The following is a 22,625-nucleotide window of genomic DNA, read 5'->3' as shown; positions in this document are numbered from 1 at the left end:
ACCCGGCGCCGTCTCAGGGCGTCACACCATAGGCGCGATAACGCTCGCCGGCGCTGCCATCGAGCGCGCGCGCTCGGGCGAAATCGGACGCCGCCTCGGCCTCGTCACCGCGGCGCTGATGCGCGATCGCCCGGCCATACCAGGCCTGTCCCAATCGGGCGTCCAGCGAGAGCGCCCGGTCATAATCGGCGATGGCGCCGTCGAGATCGCCGCGCTTGAGCTGGACCAGCGCGCGCGTATGCAGGACGCCGCTCTGGTTCGGCGCAAGTCGCAGCGCCTCCTCGCAATCCGGCAGGGCACCTGCCACCTGCCCGCTGACCGCGCGGATCAGGCAGCGCATGTTCCAGAAACCGGCCTGCTCAGGATAGCGCTTGATCAGCCGGCCGAGCTCGTCGATGGCCAGGCTCGGCTGCTCGGCGCTGACCAGCGCCTGGGTCAGGCCGAGCGCGACATCGATGCGGTTCGGCGCCAGCGCCAGCGCTTCGCGGTAATCGGCGATCGCGGCCTCGGGCTCGCCGAGCGCCACCCGGATCCCGGCCCGCGAGAGCCAGCCATCGGCATCGCTGCGGTCGATCCGGAGCGCCGCGTCGAAATCGCCGAGCGCGCGCTGGAACTGGCGAGAACGCTGCAGGAGCTGGCCGCGATTGAGCAGTGCGGCATGATTGGCGGGCGCAACCGCGAGCACATCGTCATAGGCTTTCAAGGCCGCCGCGCCCTGCCCGCGCGCCTCCAATGCACGGGCCCGCTGGAACAGCGCCTCGACCGAGCGCGGCGCCCGCAACAGCGCCGTCTCGGCGTCGGCGAGGGCCTCCGCGAAGGCACCCTCGCGGAAACGCAGCCGCGCCCGCAGTATCAATGCGACGGGGTGGCCGGGGTCGAGCCCGAGCGCCGTCGCGACATCCTCCCGCGCCTGCGCTTCGCGTTGTGGCTGGCCGATACCGAATTGCGCGCGGCGCACGAGGCGCTGCAGGTCGAGCCCGTCGACCGCCAGAGCCGCATCGAGCTCGGCAAGCTCGTTCCGGCCGGATGGGCCGGGCGGCGTGCGGGCGGCGCTGTAGGCGAGCCAGAAGGCCTCGCGTTCCCGCCCGAACTGGATCTTGGCCGCATGGACAAAGGCGACCAGGCGCATCGGCCAGGCCTCGATGGAACGTCCGAGCGCCGGAAGCAGCGCCTCCCGCCGCGCGATCGCGCCTTCATGCGACGGGTCGAGCGCCAGCACCGCGCCATAGGCCGCCAGCGCCACCAGCCTCTCGCCGAGCATCTCCTCGGTCAGCGCCAGGCCAAAGCGCAGCGCCACGTCCTTCGGATCCGCGCGCAAGGCGGCCTCATAGGCTTTCCTGGCCGACTCCGCCCGCCCCGACGCCAGCAGCGCATCGGCGCGCAGCGCGTTCCAGCCGGAAGCATCGGGACCGGGGCCGGCCAGATCGAGATCGCGCAGCGCTTCGGCATTGCGACCGAGCGACAGCAGCAGGCGGGCGCGATTGCGCAGGCCGTTGCCATCTCGCGGCGCCAGCACCAGCGCCCGATCGAGATCGGCCAGCGCCTCGGCCTGCCGCCCCTGCTCGATCAGCAGCAGAGCGCGGTTGTTGAAGGCGAAGACCGTCTCCGGATAGGCGGCGATCAGCGTGCCATAGGCCGAGATCGCCTGGAGCGGCCTGCCGCTGCGTTGCAGCACCAGAGCGCGACGCGCCAGGGCGGTCTCGTTGCGCGGCTCGAGCCGCAGCGCCTGCTCATAATTCGCGAGCGCCGCCTCCATCTGCCGCAGGGATTCGAAGGCCCGGCCGCGCTCGACCCAGCCCCGCGCCACCGCCGGCTCGAGACGCAGGGCGCGCTCGAACGCCTGGACCGCCTCGGCCGGACGCCCCAGTGCGGACAAGGACAGACCGCGGCGATAGTGATGCGAGGCGACCGCGGGCTCGATCTCGAGCGCCATGTCGAGATCCTCCAGAGCACCTTCGTCCTCACCGATGCGCTGCAGGAGCCGCGCCCGCGCCAGCCGCGCCCAGGCGCTGGATGGATCGAGCCGCAGGCCGTGATCGAGATCCTTGCGCGCCCCGGCAAGGTCTCCGCGTCGCTCGCGCAGATTGGCCCGGTCGACCAGCAGGCTGGCGGTCGCCTGACCAGCATCGAGACCTGAGGCGAGTATTGCCTCGGCCTCGCGATGCCGGCCGAGCTCGGAGAGCACCGCCGCCCGCCCGCGCAGCGCGGCGAGATGGCCGGCGTTGATCCGCAGCGCGGTTTCGAAAGCGCGCAACGCCGCTTGCCTGCGGCCTCGCCCCTGCTCCAGCCAGCCGCGGCTGGCGAGCAGATCCGCCCGCTCGGCACGGCCTAACTCGACCTGCAGGGCAGCATCGCAGGCGCTGCGGCGCTCCGCGTCCGGCGCCTCGATCTCGCCCATGCAGATCTGCGCATATTCCTCGGACTGCGCGACCGGGGATGCCGGCGGCAACGCCGTATGGGCCGTTGCCGGAGCGGCCTGAAACAGGGCGAGCGCGCCCAAGAGAACAAGGCGTCGCGACGTCATGGGCAACTAGGTCTCGCGATGGCCCCCCGCAGCATGAGAGCGGCATCCGTTTCGCGAATCCAGAATTTGTTCCCGGTCCCGGCCAGAAAAAAGGCCGGTGTGCCGCGCCGGTCACAGCGCGGCACACCGGCCCTGAGAGCATGCCCTCGGCGGGGCGGCCTATTCGGCCGCGGCCTGCGCGTGCGTCCGCGCGCCGCGCGCGATCAGCTTGTTCAACGCCACCAGATAGGCCTTGGCCGAGGCGACCAGCGTATCGGGATCGGCGCCGCGACCGGTGACGGAAGCGCCGTCCTGCGACAGCCGCACCGAGACCTCGGCCTGCGCATCCGTGCCCTCGGTCACGGCGTGGACATCATAGAGCTCCAGGCGCGCCTCATGCGGCACGATCGCCTTGATCGCATTGAAGACGGCGTCGATCGGCCCGTTGCCCTCGGCCTCCTCGGTGACGGCGCGACCTTCGACATCGAGCTTCATCAGCGCGCGCTGCGGCCCGCGCGTCCCGGCGATGACGGTCAAAGAGAGCAGCTTCACGCGATCATGGGCGGTGGCGATGTTCTCGTCGACCAGCGCCTCGATATCCTCGTCGTAGACATGCTTCTTGCGGTCGGCCAGCGCCTTGAAGCGGGTGAAGGCGTCTTCCATCTGGTTATCGCCCAGATCGTAGCCCATCTCCTTCAGCTTGGAGCGGAAGGCGGCACGGCCGGAGTGCTTGCCCATCACCAGCGAGGTCTTGGTCACGCCGACCGATTCCGGCGTCATGATCTCGTAGGTCTGCTGATGCTTCAGCATGCCGTCCTGATGGATGCCGCTCTCATGGGCGAAGGCGTTCCGGCCGACGATCGCCTTGTTGTACTGCACCGGGAAGGAGCAGGCGGTCGAGACCGCCTTGGAGGCGCGGGTCAGCATGCTCGCCTCGATGCCGGTATCGTAGGGCAGCACGTCGCCGCGCACCCGCAGCGCCATGACGATCTCCTCCAGCGCGGCATTGCCGGCACGTTCGCCGATGCCGTTGATGGTGCATTCGACCTGGCGGGCACCGCCCTCGATCGCCGCCAGCGAATTGGCGACGGCGAGGCCGAGATCATTGTGGCAATGCGCCGAAAAGATCGCCTTGTCGGCGTTCGGCACGCGCTCGCGGATCTGGCGGAACATGTCGCGGTATTCGTCCGGCGTCGCATAGCCGACCGTGTCCGGCAGGTTGATCGTCGTCGCGCCGGCCTTGATCGCCGTCTCGACCGCCCGGCACAGATAGTCGATCGGCGTACGGGTTGCGTCCATGCCCGACCATTCGACATCCTCGACCAGGTTGCGGGCCTGCGTCACCGTCTTGGTGATGATCTCCAGCACCTCGTCCTCGGTCTTGCGCATCTGGTGCTGCAGATGGATCGGCGAGGTCGAGACGAAGGTGTGGATGCGCGGCTTCACAGCATGGCGCACCGCCTCGCCGGCGCGGGCGATGTCGGCGGTGATGGCGCGGGCGAGCCCGGCCACGGTGGCGCGCTTGATCCGCCGGGCGATCTCGGAGACCGCCTCGAAATCGCCGTCGGAGGCGATCGGGAAGCCGGCCTCGATCACGTCGACGCCCATCGCGTCCAGCACGTCGGCAACCTCGAGCTTCTCCTCGAAGGTCATGGTCGCGCCGGGGCACTGCTCGCCATCGCGCAGGGTGGTGTCGAAGATCAGGACGCGATCCTTCGACGAAGCATTATTGGAGACGGTCATGCTGCTGTTCCTTGGCTCGGAACGCGCCGCTATGCGAGATATCCGGCGCGGAGGGTCTGGATTTCGGTTCTCGTCACTCCCCTGAGCGCCCAGGCATGCATGCCCGGCCGGCCCTCAGGGGCTGATAAGGAGAAGAAGCTGACCAAGAACGAGGGAAGCGCGCATGCCGTCGCTCCGCGCGGTCGCGCGGTCGGTCTTCAGGGCATGGGTGGCGGATGCGGCCACGGGCGTTCCTCTTCGAATGAGGCTGTGTAACCGATTACCGGGCCGCTGTGCAAGACGCGATCAGCGGCTCGCGCCAGCCTTCTCCTTCAAGGTCCGCAATCCGGCCAGCGGAGCCGGCCAGAGCTGCAGCCGGTAGAAATCGTCGCCGTCGAGCCCGTCCTCGCTCAGGCTGTCGAGGCCCGAATATGAGACCCGCAGCCGATAGGGGCCGGGCGCGAGCGAAATCCGCGCCGCCTCCGGCAACGCATCCGTACAGCCGAGAATCGCGATCCGGCCCGAACGCACCGTGAAGGAGCATTCGTTGACCAGGTCCCACTCATGGAAATCATCCTCCGGCTCGTCCGGGTGGATCGTCAGCGCGACCGGTACTGACATGTTGCGCACCGTCCCGATCCCGACGCTGCAATCGCCGGCGGCGATCAGGCGCTCGACCGCCTCATCGGTCCAGAGTGGACCGAAATCCTCATTGGCCGCCTCGTCCTGGACGAAGAACTGGAAATAGTCGGCGAAGACGGCGAGCACGATCTGGGCTTCGATGGTCATGGCGGCAGCATCCGGCAATCCGGTGACGAGACTGTGTCCACAGGCTGCTCATGATTGGCTGGCGGCACGGAATCGGTCATGCTCGTGGCCGATCCCGCTTCGGAGCCGACCATGCGCGCTGGACTTCTCGCAACCGCCCTTTGCCTAGCGCTCGCCGCCTGCCAGAGCGCCGGCCCGCCGCCGGCCCCCTCGCCGGAGCAGGCGCCGACCGGCGTGACCCCGAACACCTTCCGCATGCCGACCGGCAGCGGCTGCGGCGGCGAGATCGAGCGCTTCCAGGCGGTGGTCGACAACGACGTCCAGACCGGCCACACCACCCGCAACGTCCATGTCCGCGTCAGCGCCGAGATCGAGAAGGCGCGCGCCACCTGTTCGGGCGGCAACGAGGCCGGGGCGCTGTCCCAGCTGCGCGCGACCAAGTCGAAATTCGGCTATCCGTGAGAACAACCGCCGTCATGCTCGCCCGTGCGGCGAGCATGACGTCTTGGGTAGCGACACGCGACCAGCAAAGACGCGGATGGTCGGGACAAGCCCGAGCATGACGCCCCGAGTTCCCGACTACCCCGCCAGTCCGCGCTTCTCGAGCAGGGCGTCCGGCGTCGGCAGCCGGCCCCGGAACAGCGTGTAGGCCTCGGCCGGGTCGCGCGTATCGCCGGCCGAATAGATGTAGCGCCGCAGCTTCCCGGCCACTTCCGGCGCGAAGACATCGCCCGCCTCGATGAAGGCGTTGAAGGCGTCAGCGTCCATCACCTCGGACCAGAGATAGCTGTAATAGCCCGCAGAATAGCCGTCGCCCGAGAAGACATGGCTGAAATGCGGGGTGCGGTGGCGCATGGTGATCTCGCCGGGCATGCCGATCCGGGCAAGCTCTGCCGCCTCGAAGGCGAGCGGGTCGACCTCTGCCGGCAGCTCCAGCGAGTGGAAGGCGAGGTCGACCAGCGCCGACGAGGTGTATTCCACCGTGGCGAAGCCCTGGTTGAAGGTTTGAGCCTTCCGGATCCTTTCGATCAGCGCGTCGGGGATCGGCTCGCCGGTCTCGGCATGCAGGCAGAAGCGCTGCATCACCTCTCTGGTCAGGAACCAATGCTCATAGAGCTGCGAGGGCAGTTCGACGAAATCGCGGGAGACCGAGGTGCCCGCCAGCGAGCCATAGGTCACGTCCGAGAGCAGGCCGTGCAAAGCGTGCCCGAACTCGTGGAACAGCGTGCGGGCGTCGTCGATCGAGAGCAGCGCCGGCTTGCCCTCCGCCGGCTTGGCGAAATTGCAGACGTTGACGATGATCGGCCGGACCTCGCCGTCGAGATTGCGCTGGCCGCGATAGGCGCTCATCCAGGCGCCCGAACGCTTCGAGGCGCGGGCGAAATAATCGCCGAGGAAGAGCCCGATATGCCGGCCGCTCGCCGCCTCCGTGACATCCCAGATACGGACGTCGGGATGGTAGCCGGCGAGGTCCTTGCGCTCGGCGAAGGCGAGCCCGAAGAGCTTGCCGGCGGTGTCGAAGGCCGCGGCGATGATGCGGTCGAGCTGGAGATAGGGTTTCAGCACCGCCTCGTCGAGCGCATAGGTCTTCTGCCGCACCTTCTCCGAGTAATAGCGCCAGTCCGAGGGGCGGATCGGGCCGTTCTCGCCCTCCTCCCGGGCGAGCGCCGCGAGGTCGGCGGCCTCCTGCGCGGCGCGCGCCTTGGCCGGTTTCCAGACCAGCTCCAGCAGTTCGCGCACGCGCGCCGGCGTCTTCGCCATGCTGTCGTCGAGCTTGAAATCGGCGAAGGTGGCAAAGCCGAGCAGGCGCGCCTTCGCGGCCCGCAGCTTGACCATCTCGGCGACGATGGCGCGGTTGTCGGTCTCGCCGCCATTCTCGCCGCGCCTGCTCCAGGCGGCGAAGCTCTCCTCGCGCAGATCACGTCGCTTCGAGAAGGTCAGGAAAGGCTCGATCACCGAACGCGACAAGGTCACCGCATGCTTGCCTGCCTCGCCGCGATCTGTCGCGGCCCGGGCCATCGCCGCGACGACGAAGGGCGGCAGACCGACGAGATCGGCCTCGTTCTCCAGCACCAGCGCATAGCCCGCCTCGTCCTTGAGCAGGTTCTGGCCGAAGCTGGTGCCCAGCATGGCGAGCCGCTCGTTGATCGCCGCGAGCCGCGCCTTGTCCTCGGGCCCGAGCTGCGCGCCGGCGCGGACGAAGCCGCGATGCGTGCGCTCCAGCAAGCGCATCTGCTCGGCGTCGAGGCCGAGGCTCTCGCGTCGAAGGAAAACCGCCTCGACCCGCGCGAACAGCCCCTCGTCCATCATGATCATGGACCAGTGACGCGACATCACCGGCGACATCTCGCGTTCGATCGCCTGCAAAGCCTCGTTCGTGTCCGCCCCGGCGAGATTGTAGAAGACGCCGCCGAGCCGACTCAGCCCGCGAGCCGAACGCTCCAGCGCCTCGATCGTGTTGGCGAAATCGGGCTCTGCCTTCTCGGCCTTGATCGCCTCGATCTCAGCCCGGTGCCTGTCCAGCGCCGCCGGATAGGCCTCATGGATATGTTCCGGGCGGATCTCGGCGAAGGGCGGCAAACCGAAAGGCGTCTCCCAGACCTGCGCGAAGGGATTGCCGGCCGGCAGGTTCAGGGCTTCGGATGCGGTCATGAACGGGTCTTTCAGCGCTTCTGCATCGATCGAAAGGAAAGCTCGCCCGGGCGCGGCAGGGCCGCGCCCGGGCGGATCAGTCCCGCCCGAAGATATGGGCGAGATAGGCGATCATGAAGGGGGGCATGTCATGCTCGCCGCAATCGGCCAGTTCGCGGACGATCACCATGTCGGCGAGCTCCGGCTCCTGCTGCGCGGCGATGCGCTCCAAGATCAGCGCCCGCGCCGCCTCGGCCGGCAGATCGATCCGAACCGGGCGCATGAAGGCGACGCGGCCGGGCACGATCACCGCGTCCCAGCTCTCCGCCACCGCGATCTCGTCGAGCGAAAGCCCGGTCTCCTCGCAGAGTTCGCGGGTGACGCTGCCGGCGAGATCGAGCGTGCCATCGGGCAGGATATCGTCCGCATCGGGCGTGCCGGCAGCGAAGTAGACCTTGCCGGCATTGGCGGTGTGCTCGCCCATCCGGCCGAGGAGGAAGCCGCCATCGGCCGCGCGCAGCGCCGCCATGCCGAAACCGTTGCGGACCGCCGGAGGCGGCAGTCCGAAGCTCCGCCAGGCCAGGAGCGCCGCATAATCGGCACCGAAATAGCCGGCATGGAAGACCCCGTCCTCGATCGCGCCGCGATGCTGCAGCAGGACGCGGCCGTTGAACATCGCCGGCTTGTCCGCGGTCAGACTGCGCCAATGCTCGGCGATCTCGGCGGCTCGCTCGCTGGCGAAGCTCCATTCATAGGGCTCCACCCGGGCTTCGACCCCCCGGAGCGCGATAATATTGCCATCCTCAACGCCGTTCACCGCCCCGGTCTCCTCACAGCAGATGTCCCTCGCTCATCACCACCGCCATCCCGCCGATCGTCGCCGAGACCAGCGTGCCGTCGACCACCCTCAACCCGAGCTCAATCTGCGAGGGTCGGCCGATCTCATAGCCCTGCTCGATCACCAGGCGATGCTCGCCATCCCCCGGCCTCTCGAAGCGCATCACCGCCCCTGCGAATGCGGCGACGGCCGAGCCGGTGGCCGGATCCTCGACGACCCCCATGCCTGGTGCGAACATGCGCGCATGGAAATGATGGCCCGCTTCGGCCGTCTCGCGGCAATAGGCGAAGGCGTTCTCTTGGCCCACCGGTCGCATCGCCTGCGACCAGAGGCTGGTATCGAGGCGGATTTCCGCGAGCGCCTTGCGGGTCGCCACCGGCACCAACGTGAAGCCGAGCCCGGCCGAGAACACACTGGGCACATGCGCGTCGAAGCCGATATCGCGCCGGTCGAGCCCCAGCGCTCCGGCGAGCAGCGGCAGGGCCGCGGCCGGCTCGACCTCCTCTGGCAGGCGCGGCAAGGTGAAGGTGGCATAGCCCGAGCGCGCCGTGCCGCAGCCCACGGCGCAGGGCACGACGCCGACCTCCTCCTCCAGAACGAGCAGCGCCGCGGGTCGGCCCTCGGCAGCGTCACGCAGGGCCAGCAGCACCGCGGTGCCGACGGTCGGATGTCCGGCGAAGGGCAGCTCGCGCTCCGGCGTGAAGATGCGCAGCGCAGCCCGGTGCGCAGGATCGGTCGGCGGCAGGACGAAGACCGTCTCCGAAAGATTGAACTCGCGCGCGATCGCCTGCATCGCCGCGACGTCGAGTCCGTCGGCGTCGAGCACGACCGCCAGCGGATTGCCGGCATGCGGGCGAGCAGCGAAGACGTCGAGCGTGACGAAGCGGCGCTGCATCATGACCTTCCTTGCGCTTTTGGGATCGTCAGCTCGATCGTCAGGGGACAATGATCCGAGGCCTTGGGCCGGTCCCAGCCGACGCGCGGATAGCGATCATTGGTCAGGGCCAGCTTGCCCATCGAACGATCGGCCTCGCGCGGATCGAGCGGCACACGATAAGGCAGGCCGCGCCGGATCAGCTGGATGACGGGCTTAGGATTGGCCGCGGCCAAGGCCGGCGACAGCAGGATATGGTCGAGTGGCATGTGGCTCTCGAGCAGCTTCTGCTGCGTATCCGACCAGTAGCGCCGGAAATGCGTCCAGCGCTCATGCTCGGGCAGGCTCGTCATCGGATCGACGGCGAAATCGTCCAGCAGCGGCTCGAGACCGCTATCGCCCTCGTCGACCGGCTCCGCCAAAGGCCCGAGCCCGATGCGATACCCGTTGAGATCGCCGAGGATCGCCCAGTTCGCCTGCCGCCAGCCGGCGCCGAAACGCTCCTGCACGAGGCGCCGCACTGCCAGCGCTTCAGCCCGGCGGATCGGCAGCGTCGCTTGCCTGCCATCGTCGCGGCCATTGTTCATCGACTTGAAATGGCAGCCGAACAGGGTCAGTTCGCGGTCGCCGAAATCGAGCGCGATCACCAGGCAATCGCGCGCGAAGACCCGATCGCCCGGGCGGATGCCGAAAGCCGCGACCGCCGGCGAAAAGGCCCCGGCCTCGGCGAAGCTGAGCTCGCGATAGGAGTGGACAGAGACCTGCGAAGGCGCCAGCAGGTCGCGCCGGGCGGCGAAGCCGATATCGATGCTGCGGCGGTCATTGCCGTCGATCAGCGTGAAATGCCCATAGCGATGATCGGCGATGCGGTGGACATAGTTGGCGAAGAAGGCCTGCAGGCTGGCGAGCGAATCGACCTCCTGCAGCATCCAGAGATCGGCATTGGCCTCGGCGAGGGCGAGCGCCGTCATCTGGCGCTTGTCGTCTTCCAGCGCGACCGCGAGCGAACGCTCGACCGCATCGCGCTCTTCGGCACGCGGGAAATTGAACAAGGACATCGCCGCCGCCGTCTCGGTGCGGCCGCCGGCCTCGAAGCGGTGGCGCGTCAGCAGGTTCTCGACGTTGAAGGTGCCGAGGCGAAGCCGCATGCGTTCAGACCGCCTCGGGCGTGAACTGGTGCGAGGGCGCCACGAACTCGTCCTGCGCCGCGACTGTCAGGATCTCGCGCGAGCCGGCATCCTTGGTGCGCTTGAGCAGCCCGTAGATCGAGGATGAGGCCTTGGCGAGCGCGCTCGCCGCCGAACCGTCGCGCAGATAGTGGACATAGAACAAGGCCGCGATGGCATCGCCGGCGCCGTTGACGCTGATGTCGATCTTCGGCGTGCGCACCCGGAACGCGCCCTGCGCATCGGCGGCCATCAGGTCGATCGCATCGTCCGGTGTCTCGTCGGTAATCAGCGAGGTGACCAGCACGACCTTCGGCCCGGCATCGCGCAGCGCCTCGACGGCACGGTGGGCGTCGCCGATATTGCGAACCTCGACATCGGTCAGCAATTCCAGCTCGAACTGGTTCGGGGTCACGATATCGGCGGCCGGCACAGCCTGCTCGCGCATGAATTCGGGAATCCCCGGCCGCACGAAGATGCCGCGCCCGACATCGCCGATCACCGGATCGCAGCAATACATCGCCTTGGGATTGGCGAGCCGCACGCGCTCGACGGCCGAGAGGATGGCATGGCCGATATCGGCCGAGCCCATATAGCCGGAGAGCACACCATCGCAGGTAGGCAGCACGCCGCGCTCGGCGATTCCCTCGACCACCTCGTCGATCATGCCGCCATCGAAGACCCGGCCCTTCCAGTCGCCATAGCCGGTATGGTTCGAGAACTGCACGGTATGAATCGGCCAGACCTCGACGCCGAGGCGCTGCATGCAGAAGGCGGCGGAGGCGTTGCCGACATGGCCATAGGCGACGTGCGACTGGATCGAGAGGATGTTCATGGGCACGACAGGTTCGTGGCAGGAGGGCATGGTCTAGCGCCTTCCCCGGCCCCGTCGCAAATCGAAAGCGATCTTGCGGGTGCCTGCACGCCCCTCACGCCGACAATCTGGCCACGCCGGCCGTGTCGGTGAACTGCGTCACGCTGGTCAGCTTGCCGTCGGCGAAAGTGAACAGGTCGATGACCTCGAAGGAGCCGCTGCGGCCGCTCGGAAGGCATCGGACATCGGCCCGCCAGTGCAGCGTTGCCCGATCGCCATCGACCATCAGCGCGAGTTCCTCGATGTTACTGAAGACATAGGTGGCGATCAGCGCGGCCATCTGCGCACGCACGGCGGCATGCCCCTGCGGCTGGACGAAGACGTCGGAAGCGGTGGGGCCGCCCGCGAGGCGATAGCTGCACTGCTCATGGAAATAGCCCATCAGCTCATCGAGGTCGCCGCGATGGCGGGCCGCGTAAGCGCTTCTGATCAGTTCGGCGACGGCGGCGTGCTCGCCCATGGCACATTCCCAAACGTCTGGACGATACTGTGGTCTGCGCGCCTCGGAGAGTCCAGTTTCCGGTCTCGCGCCGGGACAGCGCCGCCACGCGCTCAGTTCGCGTGGACCGGCTCGGCATTTGCGATCGCCGACATCGTCGTCTCCAGCGCGTAGCGCAGGCCCTCCTGCCGATAGGACAGCGAGACCCTGCCCTGGAAATCCAGCGCCACGACCCGCTCGAGCAGACGCGACCCGAAGCCCTTGCGTGCCGGCGCGCTCACCGGCGGCCCGCCGCTCTCGCTCCACCCGAAGGCGAAAAGCTCCTCGCTTTCCGGCGAACCGATTCGCCAGGAGATCGCGACCTGGCCGCCCTCACCCGACAGCGCACCATATTTGATCGCATTTGTCGCGAGTTCGTTGATCGCCAGCGCCAGCGTCAGGGATTGCTTGGCCCCGAGCTCCAGGGCCGGGCCGCTGAGCAGGACGCGCCCTGCAGCGATGCGGTGCGGCGCCAGGGCGCCTTCGATCACCGCGCGGATCGGCGCGCCGCTCCAGCTCGACTGGGTCAGGATCGTATGCGCTTCGCCGAGCGCGGCGACCCGCTCGCCGAAGGTTACCTGCGCCTCGTCGAGCGAGCTCGCCGAGCGGAAGGTCTGGTTGGCGACCGCACCGATCATCGCCAGCACATTCTTCATCCGGTGAGCCAGCTCGGCGTTGAGCAGGCGCGAATTGCGCTCCGACTGCATCTTGGCGGTGGTCTCGACGACCGTATCGATCATCCCGAGGACAGCGCCGTTCTCGTCGCGGATCGGGCTGTAGCAGAAGGTGAACCAGGCGCGCTCGGGATGACCATAACGGTCGATGACGAGCGGGAAATCCTCGATGAAGGTCGCCTCGCCGGCGAGGGCTTTCTCGACGAGCGGACCGATCTCCGGCCAGACCTCGGCCCAGACCTCGCTGAACGGTCGGCCGAGCGCCTGCTTGTCGCCGAGGATCGGTCGGAAGGCATCGTTGTGGATGGTGATGAGGTCGGGACCCCAGACGATGCATTTCGGGAAATGCGAATTGACCATCATCCCGACCGCCACCCGCAATGCGGCGGGCCAGTTCTCCGGCGGCCCGAGCGTCGTCGTCCAGTCATGAGCTGCGATGGCCACCGCCATCGCGCCGCCACCATCGAGAAACCGCGTACCGCTGTTCAAATATCACCTGGAGTGGCGACCTGCGTCACCGAAGGGAGAGCTTCTTCCCTATTGAAAGCATCGCGTGACCGGCGGCAAGCGACTTGCCGCTCGCCGCCGGTGACGATGCCTATCGGATCAGGAACCCGCCCCGGCCTTCTTGGCGAAGGTGTCGATGAAGGTCTTGTTCAGGTCGACATCCGACTTCGCCAGCTCGGGATCGAGCAGCTTGAGCGAATCATACATGCTCTTCATCGCATCGGGCGTAGAGATGCCGGTGCGCGAATAGCTCTCCAGCGAGTTCTTGACCGCGCGCAGATAGAGCGGCTTGTCGCCGAGATGGTATTCGGCCGGGACGAGATCGGCGACGTCCTCGGGCTTGGCCGTCTCCAGCCATTTCAGCGACTTCATCAGCGCGTTGACCAGCTTCTGCGTGGTCACCGGGTTCTTCTCGGCAAAGTCGGCCTTGAGATAGAGCACGGCGGCCGGATTGGCGCCGCCGAACAGGCCCTTTGTGCCTGCCTCGGTGCGCGTATCGATCAGCGTCGTGATGTCGCCATCGGCCTCCAGCTTGGAGATGACCGGGTCGAGATGCGAGATCAGGTCGACCTGTCCCTGCTTCATCGCCGCGACCGCGCTGGCACCACCGCCGACACCGATGATCGGCGCATCCGTCGCCTTCAGCCCGGCCTTGACCATGGCGTATTGCGCGGTCAGCGCCGTCGAGGACCCCGGCGCGGTGACGCCGATCTTCAGGCCCTTGAAATCAGCGGCCGACTTGACCTTGCCGGCCAGGTCCTTGCGCGCCGCGATGACGATGCCCGGGAAGCGGCCGAGCTCGATCACCGCGCGGATGTCCTGGCCCTTGGCCTGCATCCGGATGGTGTGTTCATAGGCGCCGGTGACGACGTCGACCGAGCCGCCGACCAGGGCCTGCAGCGACTTGGCACCGCCGCCGAAATCATTGATCTCGACGTCGAGCCCCTGCTCCTTGAAGTAGCCCTTCTTCTCGGCGACCGTCAGCGGCAGATAATAGAGCAGCGGCTTGCCGCCGACGCCGAGCGTCAGCTTCGGCTTCTCGGCGTTCTGGGCGAAGGCCGGCGTGGAGAATACCGCCAGTGCCAGGCCGGCAGCGATCAGATGTCTGCGGTTCATTTGGTTTCCTTCCCTGCCAAATCTTATTGTCCGGCCGGAGCTTTTTGCGACCCCGCCCCTTGTCCAAAACCTAGGCCGCGGTCACGCAGCGTGCAATTCCCGAAGGCCACCGGCCCTTCGTCTCGCCTCCCGTCTCCGTTCAGGTCGTCGTCGAGCTCTGCCCGGGGCGCCAGACCAGGAGCCGGTTCTCGACCATGGTCACCAGCGAGTCGATCAGGATCACGAACAGCGCCAGGATCAGCATGCCCGAGAACACCCCGGTAACGTCGAAGACGCTTTCGGCCTCGTGGATCTTGTAGCCGAGCCCGGCCGAGGAGCCGAGATATTCGCCGACCACCGCGCCGACCAGCGCGAAGCCGACCGAAGTGTGCAGGGAGGAGAACATCCAGGTCAGGGCCGAGGGCCAATAGACATGGCGGAAGAGCTGGCGCTCGTTCATGCCGAGCATGCGGGCATTGGCGAGCACGGTCGGTGAGACCTCCTTCACGCCCTGATAGACGTTGAAGAAGACGATGAAGAACACCAGCGTGAAGCCGAGCGCCACCTTCGACCAGATGCCGAGCCCGAACCAGAGCGCGAAGATCGGTGCCAGCACGACGCGCGGCAGGGCGTTCGCCGCCTTGATATAGGGATCGAACACCGCCGCCAGCAGCGCATTCCTGGCGAAGGCGAAGCCGAAGAAGACGCCGGCGGCCGAGCCGATGACGAAGGCGAGCACGGTCTCGGTCAGGGTGATGCTGAGATGCCAGTAGATCTCGGCGCCGGTGAGCTGCTTCCAGGTCCGCGCCAGCACGTCGAACGGCGTCGAAAAGAAGAAGCGGATCGTCTTGACGTCGCCGAAGATCGGGAAATTGCTGATCACGTGCCAGATCGCCAGGACGACGACCATCACCAGGATCTGCAGCAAGAGCAGCTTGAGCCGGCTCACGGGCTTCCCTCCCCGACAAGTTCCTTGCCCTCGCCCATGGCATAGGCCTTCTGCACCTCGATCCTCAGCGACGACCAGATGTCGCGATGGATCTCATGGAAGGCCTTCTCCAGCCTGATCTCGGCGATGTCGCGCGGGCGCGGCAGCGGCACCTTGTAGTCAGCAACGATGCCGGCGGCAGGGCCGGCCGACATCACCACGACCCGGTCGGAAAGCGCGATCGCCTCCTCGAGATCATGGGTGACGAAGATCAGCGCCTTGCGATCCCTCGACCAGAGGTCGAGCAGGAGATTGCCCATGATCTGGCGGGTCTGCGCATCGAGCGGGCCGAACGGCTCGTCCATCAAGAGGATCTCGGGGTCGCGGATCAGCATCTGCGCCAGCGCCACGCGCTTGCGCTGGCCACCCGACAACATGTGCGGGTAGCGCTCGGTGAAGGCGCGCAGGCCGACGCGTGCCAGCCAGTCGCGGGCCCGCTTGTCGGCCTCGGCGTCGGAGACGCCCATCGGCTCCAGCGCCACCTTGACGTTGTCGAGCGCCGTCTTCCACGGCATCAGCGCGTCCTGCTGGAAGAGATAGCCGGCGCGCCGGTTGAGCCCGACGAGCGGCTTGCCGAAGATGTCGACCTTGCCGGCGGAGGGGGTCAGCAGCCCGGCAGCTGCGTTGAGCAGGGTCGACTTGCCGCAGCCGGTCGGTCCGACCACCGAGACGAACTCGCCGCTGGCGACACTGAGGTCGATCGCCTTCACCGCCTGGTAGCGCGTCCCGCCCTTGAGATGGAAGGTGATGTCCAGCCCGCTCAGGCGAACCGCTGGTGCCGAGGCGGCACTCCCCGCGCCCGCCACATCCGGCGGGCTGTCTTCAGACTGCATCAGTGTCGTTTCCCCCGCCGAGTACAGCGCCGCGCCTGCAGGCGCCGGCTGCCCCGGTCGATTTTTCCCGTCCGCGGCGAGAGTAGGCGATCATCCGACGAAGGCAACCCGTACGATAGCAGAGCGCCGCGGCAGCTTTTTTAACGCCGGCCGGCTAGCGAAACGCCGAAGCTTCTGTTGTATCGCTGCATTCCCTTGAAGGAGACCGGCCGGTGACCGCGCAACTCGACCTATGGATTCAGACTCTCGTCGAGTTCATGCGCACCAACCAGCAATGGGCGCTGCCGATCGTCTTCTTCGTCGCCTTCGCCGAATGCGTCGCGATCTTTTCCTGGCTGGTCCCGGCCACGCTCTTCTTCACCGCCTTCGGCGCGGTCGCCGGCGCCTCCGGCCTCGACCTGATCCCGCTTTCGTTCGCCGCCTCGCTCGGTGCGGCCTTCGGCTTCTGGCTGTCCTACTGGGTCGGCCTCCTGCTCGGCCCGCGTGTCGACGACTACTGGCCGCTGCGCGACAATCCCAATCTGCTGCGCAAGGGCCATGACTTCTTCGAGAAATGGGGTTTTCTCGGCATCATCATCGGCCACTTCGTCGGGCCCCTGCGGGCGGTGATCGCGCTTGTCGCCGGCATCGTGCAGATGCCGTTCTGGCTCTTCCAGCTCGCCAATTTCGTCGCCTCCTTCGCCTGGGGCTTCGGCCTGCTCTATGGCGCCGGACGCGCGACGGAGATGATGATGCAGTTCACCGGTAAATAGCGACGGCGCCCCTCCGAGCCTTCCGCCGAAACACAACGCCAGCTGAACGGAGGTCTCAGACCCCGTTCAGGCTGTCCGGCCGAAAGTCCGGGCATCGCGTCGAGACCGGCCTACCCGGTTCGCAACCGACGCGGCGGCGCGGACGGCCCGGCATCCGCGCGGCTCGAAATCCTCCGGGCAGGACTTAACAGGAGTCCATGCCATGACCCTCTCCCGCTTCGCCACCGGCCTCGCCGCGGTCGCCCTCGCCGCCGCCCCGGCCCTCGCGCAGACCGCGACCCAACCTGCGACCCCGGCCAAGCCGGCGGCCCCGATGACGACGCCCGCCGCTCCGGCCGCGAAACCCGCAGCGCCCGCCGCGACGCAGGCCCACGCCAAGAAGATCAACATCAACACCGCCAGCGCCGCCGAGCTCGACACGCTGAAGGGCATTGGCGAGGCTCGCTCGAAGAAGATCATCGAGGAGCGCGCCAAGGCGAAGTTCAAGAATTTCGACGATCTGGTGAAGCGCAACGTCCTGCCGGCCAATGTCGAGGCCGACATCAAGGACAAGATCACTTTCTGAAACTGAGCGAGGCCGGCCGCTGCGAAAGCGGCCGGCCTCGTAGTTCTCCTATGCCGGAGAGTTGGCCTTCTACAGCAGACCGATCACGATCATCACGAGCAGGGCGAAAGAGGCGCCCAGCGCCGATGCGAAAGGCCGAGTTGAAGGCCATGTGACTCATGCAGCGTTCTCACCGGTTCCATGGTCGCCTCCATCTGTTGAAAGCCGTTTCGTTCGCCGTATCTCCGTTCTTTTCTGAAGCCGCGCCGGCCGCGCCGTCTCAGTATGCGATCATCTCGACCGCGATCCAGGCGACGACCGCGAGGATCAGTCCCCAGACCAGCACCATCAGCACCGGCCTGCCGAGGAACCCCTGGCGCGCTTCGATCGGCGTTTCCACCGCCGGATCGGTATCGGAATGCGTATCGGCCCGCATCGGCGGGATCGGCTGGCCGCCTTCCCTCGGAATCCGGGCCTCGCGCTCCCTGACATCCTGTTCCATCGCCGTCTCCCTTCTCTGCGGCCCGAAGGCCGCGATCAGCCGGGACGCATTCAGCCGTTCACCAGTTGCAACATCGCGCTCGCGAGCAGTGTGAGCCCGAGACAGCCGCCGAGCAGAGCGAGAAAAAACCGCTCCTGCCGCGAGATCGGATGGGCGGCATGAGAACTCCCATGGCCCGCATGGTGGTGTCGGCGGCCGTGCCTGACGGCCCGCTGCGTCAGCGTCTCCTCGTGGATCATCGGACGCTCCTGCTGTTGTGACTGCAGCATCAACGCCGGCGAGGCAGCCCGGTTCCAGAGACGCTCCCGAAACGTAAAACGGGCACCCTCGCGGGCGCCCGTTCCTGATTTTCCATGGGCTGGAGACGAAGCCGCGGTCGGCCCCGCCACCCTCCTCCAGATCAGTTCTTGGTCTTGTCGACCAGGGCCTTGGCCTTGATCCACGGCATCATGTCGCGGAGCTTGGCGCCGACTTCCTCGATCGGATGCGCGGCATAGCGGGCGCGGGTCGCCTTGAACGAGGTCTGGTTGACCTTGTTCTCCAGCATCCAGTCGCGGGTGAACTTGCCCGACTGGATGTCGGCCAGCACGCGCTTCATCTCGGCCTTGGTCTCGTCGGTGATGATCCGCGGGCCGGTGACGTACTCGCCATATTCGGCGGTGTTCGAGATCGAGTAGTTCATGTTCGCGATGCCGCCCTCGTAGATGAGGTCGACGATCAGCTTCACTTCGTGGAGGCACTCGAAATAGGCCATTTCCGGGGCGTAGCCGGCCTCGGTCAGGGTCTCGTAGCCAGCCTTGATCAGCTCGACCAGGCCGCCGCAGAGCACGACCTGCTCACCGAACAGGTCGGTCTCGCACTCTTCCTTGAAGGTGGTCTCGATGATGCCGGCGCGGCCGCCGCCATTGGCCGAGGCGTAGGAGAGGCCGAGGTCATGGGCGTTGCCGGTCGCGTCCTGGTGGATCGCGATCAGGGTCGGCACGCCGCCGCCGCGCTGATACTCGGAACGGACTGTGTGGCCGGGGCCCTTCGGGGCGACCATCAGCACGTCGAGGTCCTTGCGCGGCTCGATCAGGTTGAAATGGACGTTGAGGCCGTGCGCGAACAGAAGGGCGGCGCCTTCCTTCATGTTGCCATGCAGCTCGTCGCGATAGATGTCGCCCTGCAGCTCGTCGGGGGTCAGCATCATCATGATGTCGGAGACCTTGGCGGCCTCGGACGGGGTCATGACCTTGAAGCCGGCATCCTCGGCCTTCTTGCGGGTGGCCGAGCCGGCCTTCAGGGCGATGATGATCTCCTTGACGCCGGAATCGCGCAGGTTGAGCGCGTGCGCATGGCCCTGCGAGCCATAGCCGACGATGCAGACCTTCTTGCCCTTGATCAGATTGATGTCGGCGTCACGGTCGTAATAAACGCGCATTGGATGCGTCCTTCCTTGGGTTGGGTTCTTTGCTTCAGGCTTTCGGTGCGGGTTTCGCCCGCCCGTGAAGTGCGAGGAACTGGTCGGCGGCACGCGCCGCATCGCGCTCGATCTCGGTGGCGCTGAGCTTCAACGCGTCGCCGAGCAGCAGGCGAATCTGCACATCGCGGCCGACCAGGCCGAAAAAGGTCCGGAATGCCGTCTCGGCATCGTCGAAATCGAGCAGTCCGGTCGCACGCCCGTCCTCCAGCAACGGCCGCAGCCGCTCGCCGATCGCGAAACGCCCATTGGCGAGCACGATGCCGCCGAGATTGCTCTCATGCGTCGCGGCATGGCTGATGGCGAGCCGGTTGAGGGCGATCGAGGTCGGGCTCGAAATCACTTGCAGCCAGTTGGCGGCGAAGCTGATCAGGCTGTCGCGCAGCGACAGCGCGTCGAGCTTCTGGCGGTCGTAATTGCCGGCGCGGACCTTGGAGGCCTGCCATTGCACCGTCGCGGTCAGGAGGCCGTCGCGGTCGCCGAACCATTTGTAGAGCGTCTCCTTCGAGCAGCTCGCCCGCCGCGCCACGGCGGCCATGGTCAGCTGGTCGCCCTTCTCCACCATCAGCCCGAGCACGGCATCGAGCACCGCGAGCTGTCGCGGTGTCAGAGCCTCTGCCTGGTTTTCGGTGGCGGAATCGACCATGGTCCGGAACAGTACCGTACGTTACGGTTCCGTGATCTATCCCAGGGCCCGCGGGCGTGCAAGCGGAAAGCGGCGGGGGGATGCCGGCCTACCCTGCGGCGCGGCACGGCCTATATAGGCGCAGAGCCAACCACATTGCCGAAACCCGACGGAGCCTGCCGATGACCCCGCCCGCCGCCACCGCGATCCTCGATTTCTGGCGCGAGGCCGGCCCGGAGAAATGGTTCGCCAAGGACGATGCCTTCGACGCGCTGATCCGCCGGCGCTTCCTCGCCGAGGTCGAGGCTGCCGCCCGCGGCGAGCTGAACGCCTGGGAAGAGACGCCGGAAGGCGTCTATGCCCTGCTGCTCCTGCTCGACCAGTTCCCACGCAATCTCTATCGCGGCTCGTCGCAGGCCTTCGCCGCCGACCCGCTAGCTCTCGCAGTGGCCGAGCGCGCCATAGCGCGCGGCTTCGACCAGGCTTTCGAGAACCCGGAACGACGCTTCATCTACATGCCGTTCATGCATTCGGAGGACCTCGCCGACCAGCAGCGCTGCATCGCGCTCTGCGAGGCGGCCGACGACCCGGAAGGCGTGAAATTCGCCGAGATCCATCGCGACATCATCCGCGATTTTGGCCGTTTTCCGCATCGTAACCCCGTCCTCGGCCGGCAGAGCTCGGCCGAGGAGCGGCGCTTCCTCGACGATGGCGGCTTCAGCGGCTGAAGCTCAGCCGCCCATCTCCTCGCGATGCGCCTGCGCCAGCTCGGCCAGGCTCTTGAAATGGAAATCGACATGCGGCCGCGTCGCGGGATCTTGCGTCGCGCCGCTGCCCACCATGCCGAAGCGCCGGTCGATCCAGGCGCGCGCCAGCCCGGCCCGCTCCGCCGGGACATGATCGTGGAACAGGCTCTGCGCAGTGTGCAGCACCTCGCCGGCCTCAAGGCCGAGATCGGCCTCCAGATGCGCGAGCAGATGGGCGAAGTTGCGTGGATCGGGCTTGTAGGAGCCGATATCCTCGGCAGTGTAGATCGCGTCGAATGCGGCGCCGAGCTTGCGATTGCTGGCGGCGAAGCTCGCCCGGTCGACATTGGAGAGGATCACCAGCCGGTAATGCCGCTTGAGATAGGCGAGCGCCCCGGCGGAATCCGGGAAGGCCGGCCAGTCCGGCACCGAGCCGCCGAAGCGCTCGTTCAGATCGGCGTGGATGGCGACGCCCAGATCTTTGGCGAGACGGGCTTGGACCGCCGCGAGCAACGTCGAATAGCGCAGCGACGGCGCCGCCTCCTCGAGCTCGCTCTCGATACGACTGAAGCGCGCCAGCGCGTCTTCGCGTCCGAGGTCGAGCCGGCCGGCGCTGATCAGCGGCTGCAGCGCGTTCCAGATGCCGGTCTCCCAGTCGATCAGTGTGCCGTAGCAATCGAAGGTCAGGACCTTGAAATCGGTGAGTTTCATCGCGGGTGCTCCTCATGGCCTTGGGTCGCGTCGACCATAGCGAGCGCCCGGAACCCCGTGATGAGCCGAAGCTCCGAACGGCTTGACCGAAACTGCACTTCCTTATCCGCTCTCCCAGGTCCTCATCCTGAGGAGGCCGCGTGAGCGGCCGCCTCGAAGGATGATCCAGGAGGCTCCTGAGACAGCTGAAGCATCCTTCGAGATGCAGCCTGACGGCTGCTCCTCAGGATGAGGGCTGTGAGGGACTAGCCGCCTCGCCGGGTCGCCGCGCGGAACTCCGATGGCGTCAGGCCGAAGCGCCGCCTGAACTGCCGATTGAAGGAGGAGGCGTTCTGATAGCCGAGCCCGTAGGCGATCTCGGAGATCGGCAGCGCCGTCGTAACCAGCCGGTCGGCCGCCTCGTCGAACAGCCGCGTCAATTGCGCCTGTCTCGGCGACTGCCCGGTCGTCGCCCGGAACAGCTCGTGGAAGCGGCTCTGACCGAGGCCCGCCGCCTTCGCCATCTGCGAGACGTTTCCTGGCCGCGTCTCATGAGCGACCTCGAGCACGCGGCCTTCCGCGCGTGACAACGGCCGCGAAAATGTCTGCGGCTCGAGCAATTGCAGCCCTGCCAACGCCATGCGCGCCGCATCGCCTGCCCGGCAGGCCCCTGCCTCGACCTCGGCGCCGAGCTGGCGGAACATCCGCCACAGCCAGGGCTCGACCCGCGTCAGCGACGGCGCGGGGTCGCGCAGCAGCGCCGGAGCGGCCTCGCCCGCGAACGCGTTCGCCTCGACATCGAGGATGAGCATGCTGCAATCGGCGGTCGGCTCGAAATCATGCGCGTGGTCGCGCGGAATGACCGCGACGCAATTGCTCGAGACGACACTGCGGTGCCCCTCGACATCGAGCCGCATCGCACCCTGCATGGGCAGCAGAATCTGAGCGTAGTCGTGGCTATGGCGGTCGGCGCCACGATAGCTGCGGATTTCGAGTTGGATCGACATCGCTTGCGCACCGGCGAGGGATCATGCGGCCCATTTGCCGCCGAACGCCGCGCACGATCAAGGGCTACTTGTCGCGGCTCAGCCGCCGCCCTGCTGAGCCGCAAGCCGCTGCAGGAAGATCGCGATCACGGTCAGACCGAACCCGGCCCACCACAGCGGCGAGCGCAGGCTCCTGCCGCTGCCGAGAGGCTCGGGCTGGGCCCGGCCCGAAAGCCGCTGCAGGATCGGCCAGGTAAAGCAGGCGAGGCCGAGGATGCCGAGGCCGAGCGCGAACTGTTCCAACCCCATCATCATGCGCCAACCCTCCCGGCCGCGAAGGCCGAAAGGCCGAATCCATCAACCATGCAGG

General features: G+C 67.2%; 24 protein-coding genes. 4 read left to right on the top strand and 20 right to left on the bottom strand.

What is annotated here, in order from left to right:
* Positions 1-13 precede the first annotated feature (13 nt).
* The 3 genes from ACWGRX_RS12645 to ACWGRX_RS12635 form a co-directional block, all read right to left on the bottom strand.
* Positions 14-2,524 carry a tetratricopeptide repeat protein gene (locus ACWGRX_RS12645; RefSeq protein ID WP_452117809.1) on the bottom strand — a complete coding sequence of 837 codons (2,511 nt, stop codon included), beginning with the start codon at positions 2,522-2,524 and terminating at the stop codon, positions 14-16.
* Positions 2,525-2,683: 159 nt separating this feature from the next.
* A complete protein-coding gene (locus ACWGRX_RS12640; protein ID WP_291635919.1) occupies positions 2,684-4,246 on the bottom strand; it encodes a 2-isopropylmalate synthase in 1,563 nt (520 codons plus the stop codon).
* 285 nt (positions 4,247-4,531) lie between these two features.
* Positions 4,532-5,014, bottom strand: coding sequence for a hypothetical protein (locus tag ACWGRX_RS12635; protein WP_452117808.1), 483 nt, complete (start codon positions 5,012-5,014; stop codon positions 4,532-4,534).
* Between the two features lie 111 nt (positions 5,015-5,125).
* Here ACWGRX_RS12635 and ACWGRX_RS12630 point away from each other — a divergent pair, with 111 nt between their 5' ends.
* Positions 5,126-5,455 carry a hypothetical protein gene (locus ACWGRX_RS12630; protein ID WP_291635917.1) on the top strand — a complete coding sequence of 110 codons (330 nt, stop codon included), beginning with the start codon at positions 5,126-5,128 and terminating at the stop codon, positions 5,453-5,455.
* Positions 5,456-5,572: 117 nt separating this feature from the next.
* Here ACWGRX_RS12630 and ACWGRX_RS12625 read toward each other — a convergent pair whose 3' ends face one another.
* The 10 genes from ACWGRX_RS12625 to ACWGRX_RS12580 form a co-directional block, all read right to left on the bottom strand.
* Entirely contained in the window at positions 5,573-7,645 is a 2,073-nt protein-coding gene (locus ACWGRX_RS12625; protein ID WP_452117807.1) for a M3 family metallopeptidase, read from the bottom strand.
* A gap of 76 nt (positions 7,646-7,721) precedes the next feature.
* Entirely contained in the window at positions 7,722-8,441 is a 720-nt protein-coding gene (locus tag ACWGRX_RS12620) for an NUDIX hydrolase (protein WP_452117806.1), read from the bottom strand.
* A gap of 13 nt (positions 8,442-8,454) precedes the next feature.
* On the bottom strand, positions 8,455-9,360 hold the full coding sequence (locus tag ACWGRX_RS12615) for a PhzF family phenazine biosynthesis protein (protein ID WP_452117805.1): 906 nt from the start codon (positions 9,358-9,360) through the stop codon (positions 8,455-8,457).
* The gene (locus tag ACWGRX_RS12610) at positions 9,357-10,484 is read right to left on the bottom strand and encodes an endonuclease/exonuclease/phosphatase family protein (RefSeq protein WP_452117804.1); all 1,128 of its coding nucleotides are present in this window, start codon (positions 10,482-10,484) and stop codon (positions 9,357-9,359) included. Before ACWGRX_RS12610 ends, ACWGRX_RS12615 begins: the two co-directional genes overlap by 4 nt.
* Positions 10,485-10,488: 4 nt before the next feature.
* Positions 10,489-11,337 (bottom strand): pyridoxal kinase PdxY, encoded by an 849-nt coding sequence (pdxY, locus tag ACWGRX_RS12605; protein ID WP_452117949.1) that lies wholly within the window; start codon positions 11,335-11,337, stop codon positions 10,489-10,491.
* Between the two features lie 94 nt (positions 11,338-11,431).
* The gene (locus tag ACWGRX_RS12600) at positions 11,432-11,836 is read right to left on the bottom strand and encodes a nuclear transport factor 2 family protein (protein WP_452117803.1); all 405 of its coding nucleotides are present in this window, start codon (positions 11,834-11,836) and stop codon (positions 11,432-11,434) included.
* Between the two features lie 92 nt (positions 11,837-11,928).
* The gene (locus tag ACWGRX_RS12595) at positions 11,929-12,978 is read right to left on the bottom strand and encodes a sensor histidine kinase (protein WP_452117802.1); all 1,050 of its coding nucleotides are present in this window, start codon (positions 12,976-12,978) and stop codon (positions 11,929-11,931) included.
* Between the two features lie 156 nt (positions 12,979-13,134).
* The gene (locus tag ACWGRX_RS12590) at positions 13,135-14,151 is read right to left on the bottom strand and encodes an ABC transporter substrate-binding protein (RefSeq protein ID WP_452117801.1); all 1,017 of its coding nucleotides are present in this window, start codon (positions 14,149-14,151) and stop codon (positions 13,135-13,137) included.
* Positions 14,152-14,290: 139 nt separating this feature from the next.
* Positions 14,291-15,079 carry an ABC transporter permease gene (locus ACWGRX_RS12585; protein ID WP_291635906.1) on the bottom strand — a complete coding sequence of 263 codons (789 nt, stop codon included), beginning with the start codon at positions 15,077-15,079 and terminating at the stop codon, positions 14,291-14,293.
* Positions 15,076-15,951: an ABC transporter ATP-binding protein gene (locus tag ACWGRX_RS12580; protein ID WP_452117800.1), complete on the bottom strand. Its 876-nt coding sequence runs from the start codon at positions 15,949-15,951 to the stop codon at positions 15,076-15,078. Before ACWGRX_RS12580 ends, ACWGRX_RS12585 begins: the two co-directional genes overlap by 4 nt.
* A gap of 212 nt (positions 15,952-16,163) precedes the next feature.
* Between ACWGRX_RS12580 and ACWGRX_RS12575 the strand changes: the two genes are divergently transcribed.
* The gene (locus ACWGRX_RS12575; RefSeq protein ID WP_452117799.1) at positions 16,164-16,703 is read left to right on the top strand and encodes a DedA family protein; all 540 of its coding nucleotides are present in this window, start codon (positions 16,164-16,166) and stop codon (positions 16,701-16,703) included.
* 202 nt (positions 16,704-16,905) lie between these two features.
* Positions 16,906-17,268, top strand: a complete 363-nt coding sequence (locus ACWGRX_RS12570; protein ID WP_452117798.1) for a ComEA family DNA-binding protein — start codon at positions 16,906-16,908, stop codon at positions 17,266-17,268.
* A gap of 259 nt (positions 17,269-17,527) precedes the next feature.
* Here the strand turns inward: ACWGRX_RS12570 and ACWGRX_RS12565 are convergent, their stop codons facing one another.
* The 4 genes from ACWGRX_RS12565 to ACWGRX_RS12550 form a co-directional block, all read right to left on the bottom strand.
* The gene (locus ACWGRX_RS12565) at positions 17,528-17,749 is read right to left on the bottom strand and encodes a hypothetical protein (protein WP_452117797.1); all 222 of its coding nucleotides are present in this window, start codon (positions 17,747-17,749) and stop codon (positions 17,528-17,530) included.
* A gap of 50 nt (positions 17,750-17,799) precedes the next feature.
* Positions 17,800-17,988, bottom strand: coding sequence for a hypothetical protein (locus ACWGRX_RS12560; RefSeq protein ID WP_452117796.1), 189 nt, complete (start codon positions 17,986-17,988; stop codon positions 17,800-17,802).
* Between the two features lie 161 nt (positions 17,989-18,149).
* On the bottom strand, positions 18,150-19,169 hold the full coding sequence (gene ilvC / locus ACWGRX_RS12555) for a ketol-acid reductoisomerase (protein WP_291635896.1): 1,020 nt from the start codon (positions 19,167-19,169) through the stop codon (positions 18,150-18,152).
* A 34-nt stretch (positions 19,170-19,203) separates the two neighbouring features.
* Positions 19,204-19,854, bottom strand: a complete 651-nt coding sequence (locus ACWGRX_RS12550; protein WP_452117795.1) for a TetR/AcrR family transcriptional regulator C-terminal domain-containing protein — start codon at positions 19,852-19,854, stop codon at positions 19,204-19,206.
* A gap of 161 nt (positions 19,855-20,015) precedes the next feature.
* Between ACWGRX_RS12550 and ACWGRX_RS12545 the strand changes: the two genes are divergently transcribed.
* Positions 20,016-20,561, top strand: coding sequence for a DUF924 family protein (locus ACWGRX_RS12545; protein WP_291635892.1), 546 nt, complete (start codon positions 20,016-20,018; stop codon positions 20,559-20,561).
* 3 nt (positions 20,562-20,564) lie between these two features.
* Here ACWGRX_RS12545 and ACWGRX_RS12540 read toward each other — a convergent pair whose 3' ends face one another.
* The 3 genes from ACWGRX_RS12540 to ACWGRX_RS12530 form a co-directional block, all read right to left on the bottom strand.
* Entirely contained in the window at positions 20,565-21,290 is a 726-nt protein-coding gene (locus ACWGRX_RS12540) for a haloacid dehalogenase type II (RefSeq protein WP_452117794.1), read from the bottom strand.
* A gap of 245 nt (positions 21,291-21,535) precedes the next feature.
* Positions 21,536-22,276, bottom strand: a complete 741-nt coding sequence (locus tag ACWGRX_RS12535; protein ID WP_291635888.1) for a helix-turn-helix domain-containing protein — start codon at positions 22,274-22,276, stop codon at positions 21,536-21,538.
* 78 nt (positions 22,277-22,354) lie between these two features.
* Positions 22,355-22,570 carry a hypothetical protein gene (locus tag ACWGRX_RS12530; protein ID WP_291646909.1) on the bottom strand — a complete coding sequence of 72 codons (216 nt, stop codon included), beginning with the start codon at positions 22,568-22,570 and terminating at the stop codon, positions 22,355-22,357.
* Positions 22,571-22,625 lie beyond the last annotated feature (55 nt).

Source organism: Allobosea sp. NPDC055594 (assembly GCF_053618995.1).
The sequence above is the reverse complement of the archived record's forward strand: the minus strand, read 5'-3'. Positions and strand labels throughout refer to the sequence as shown.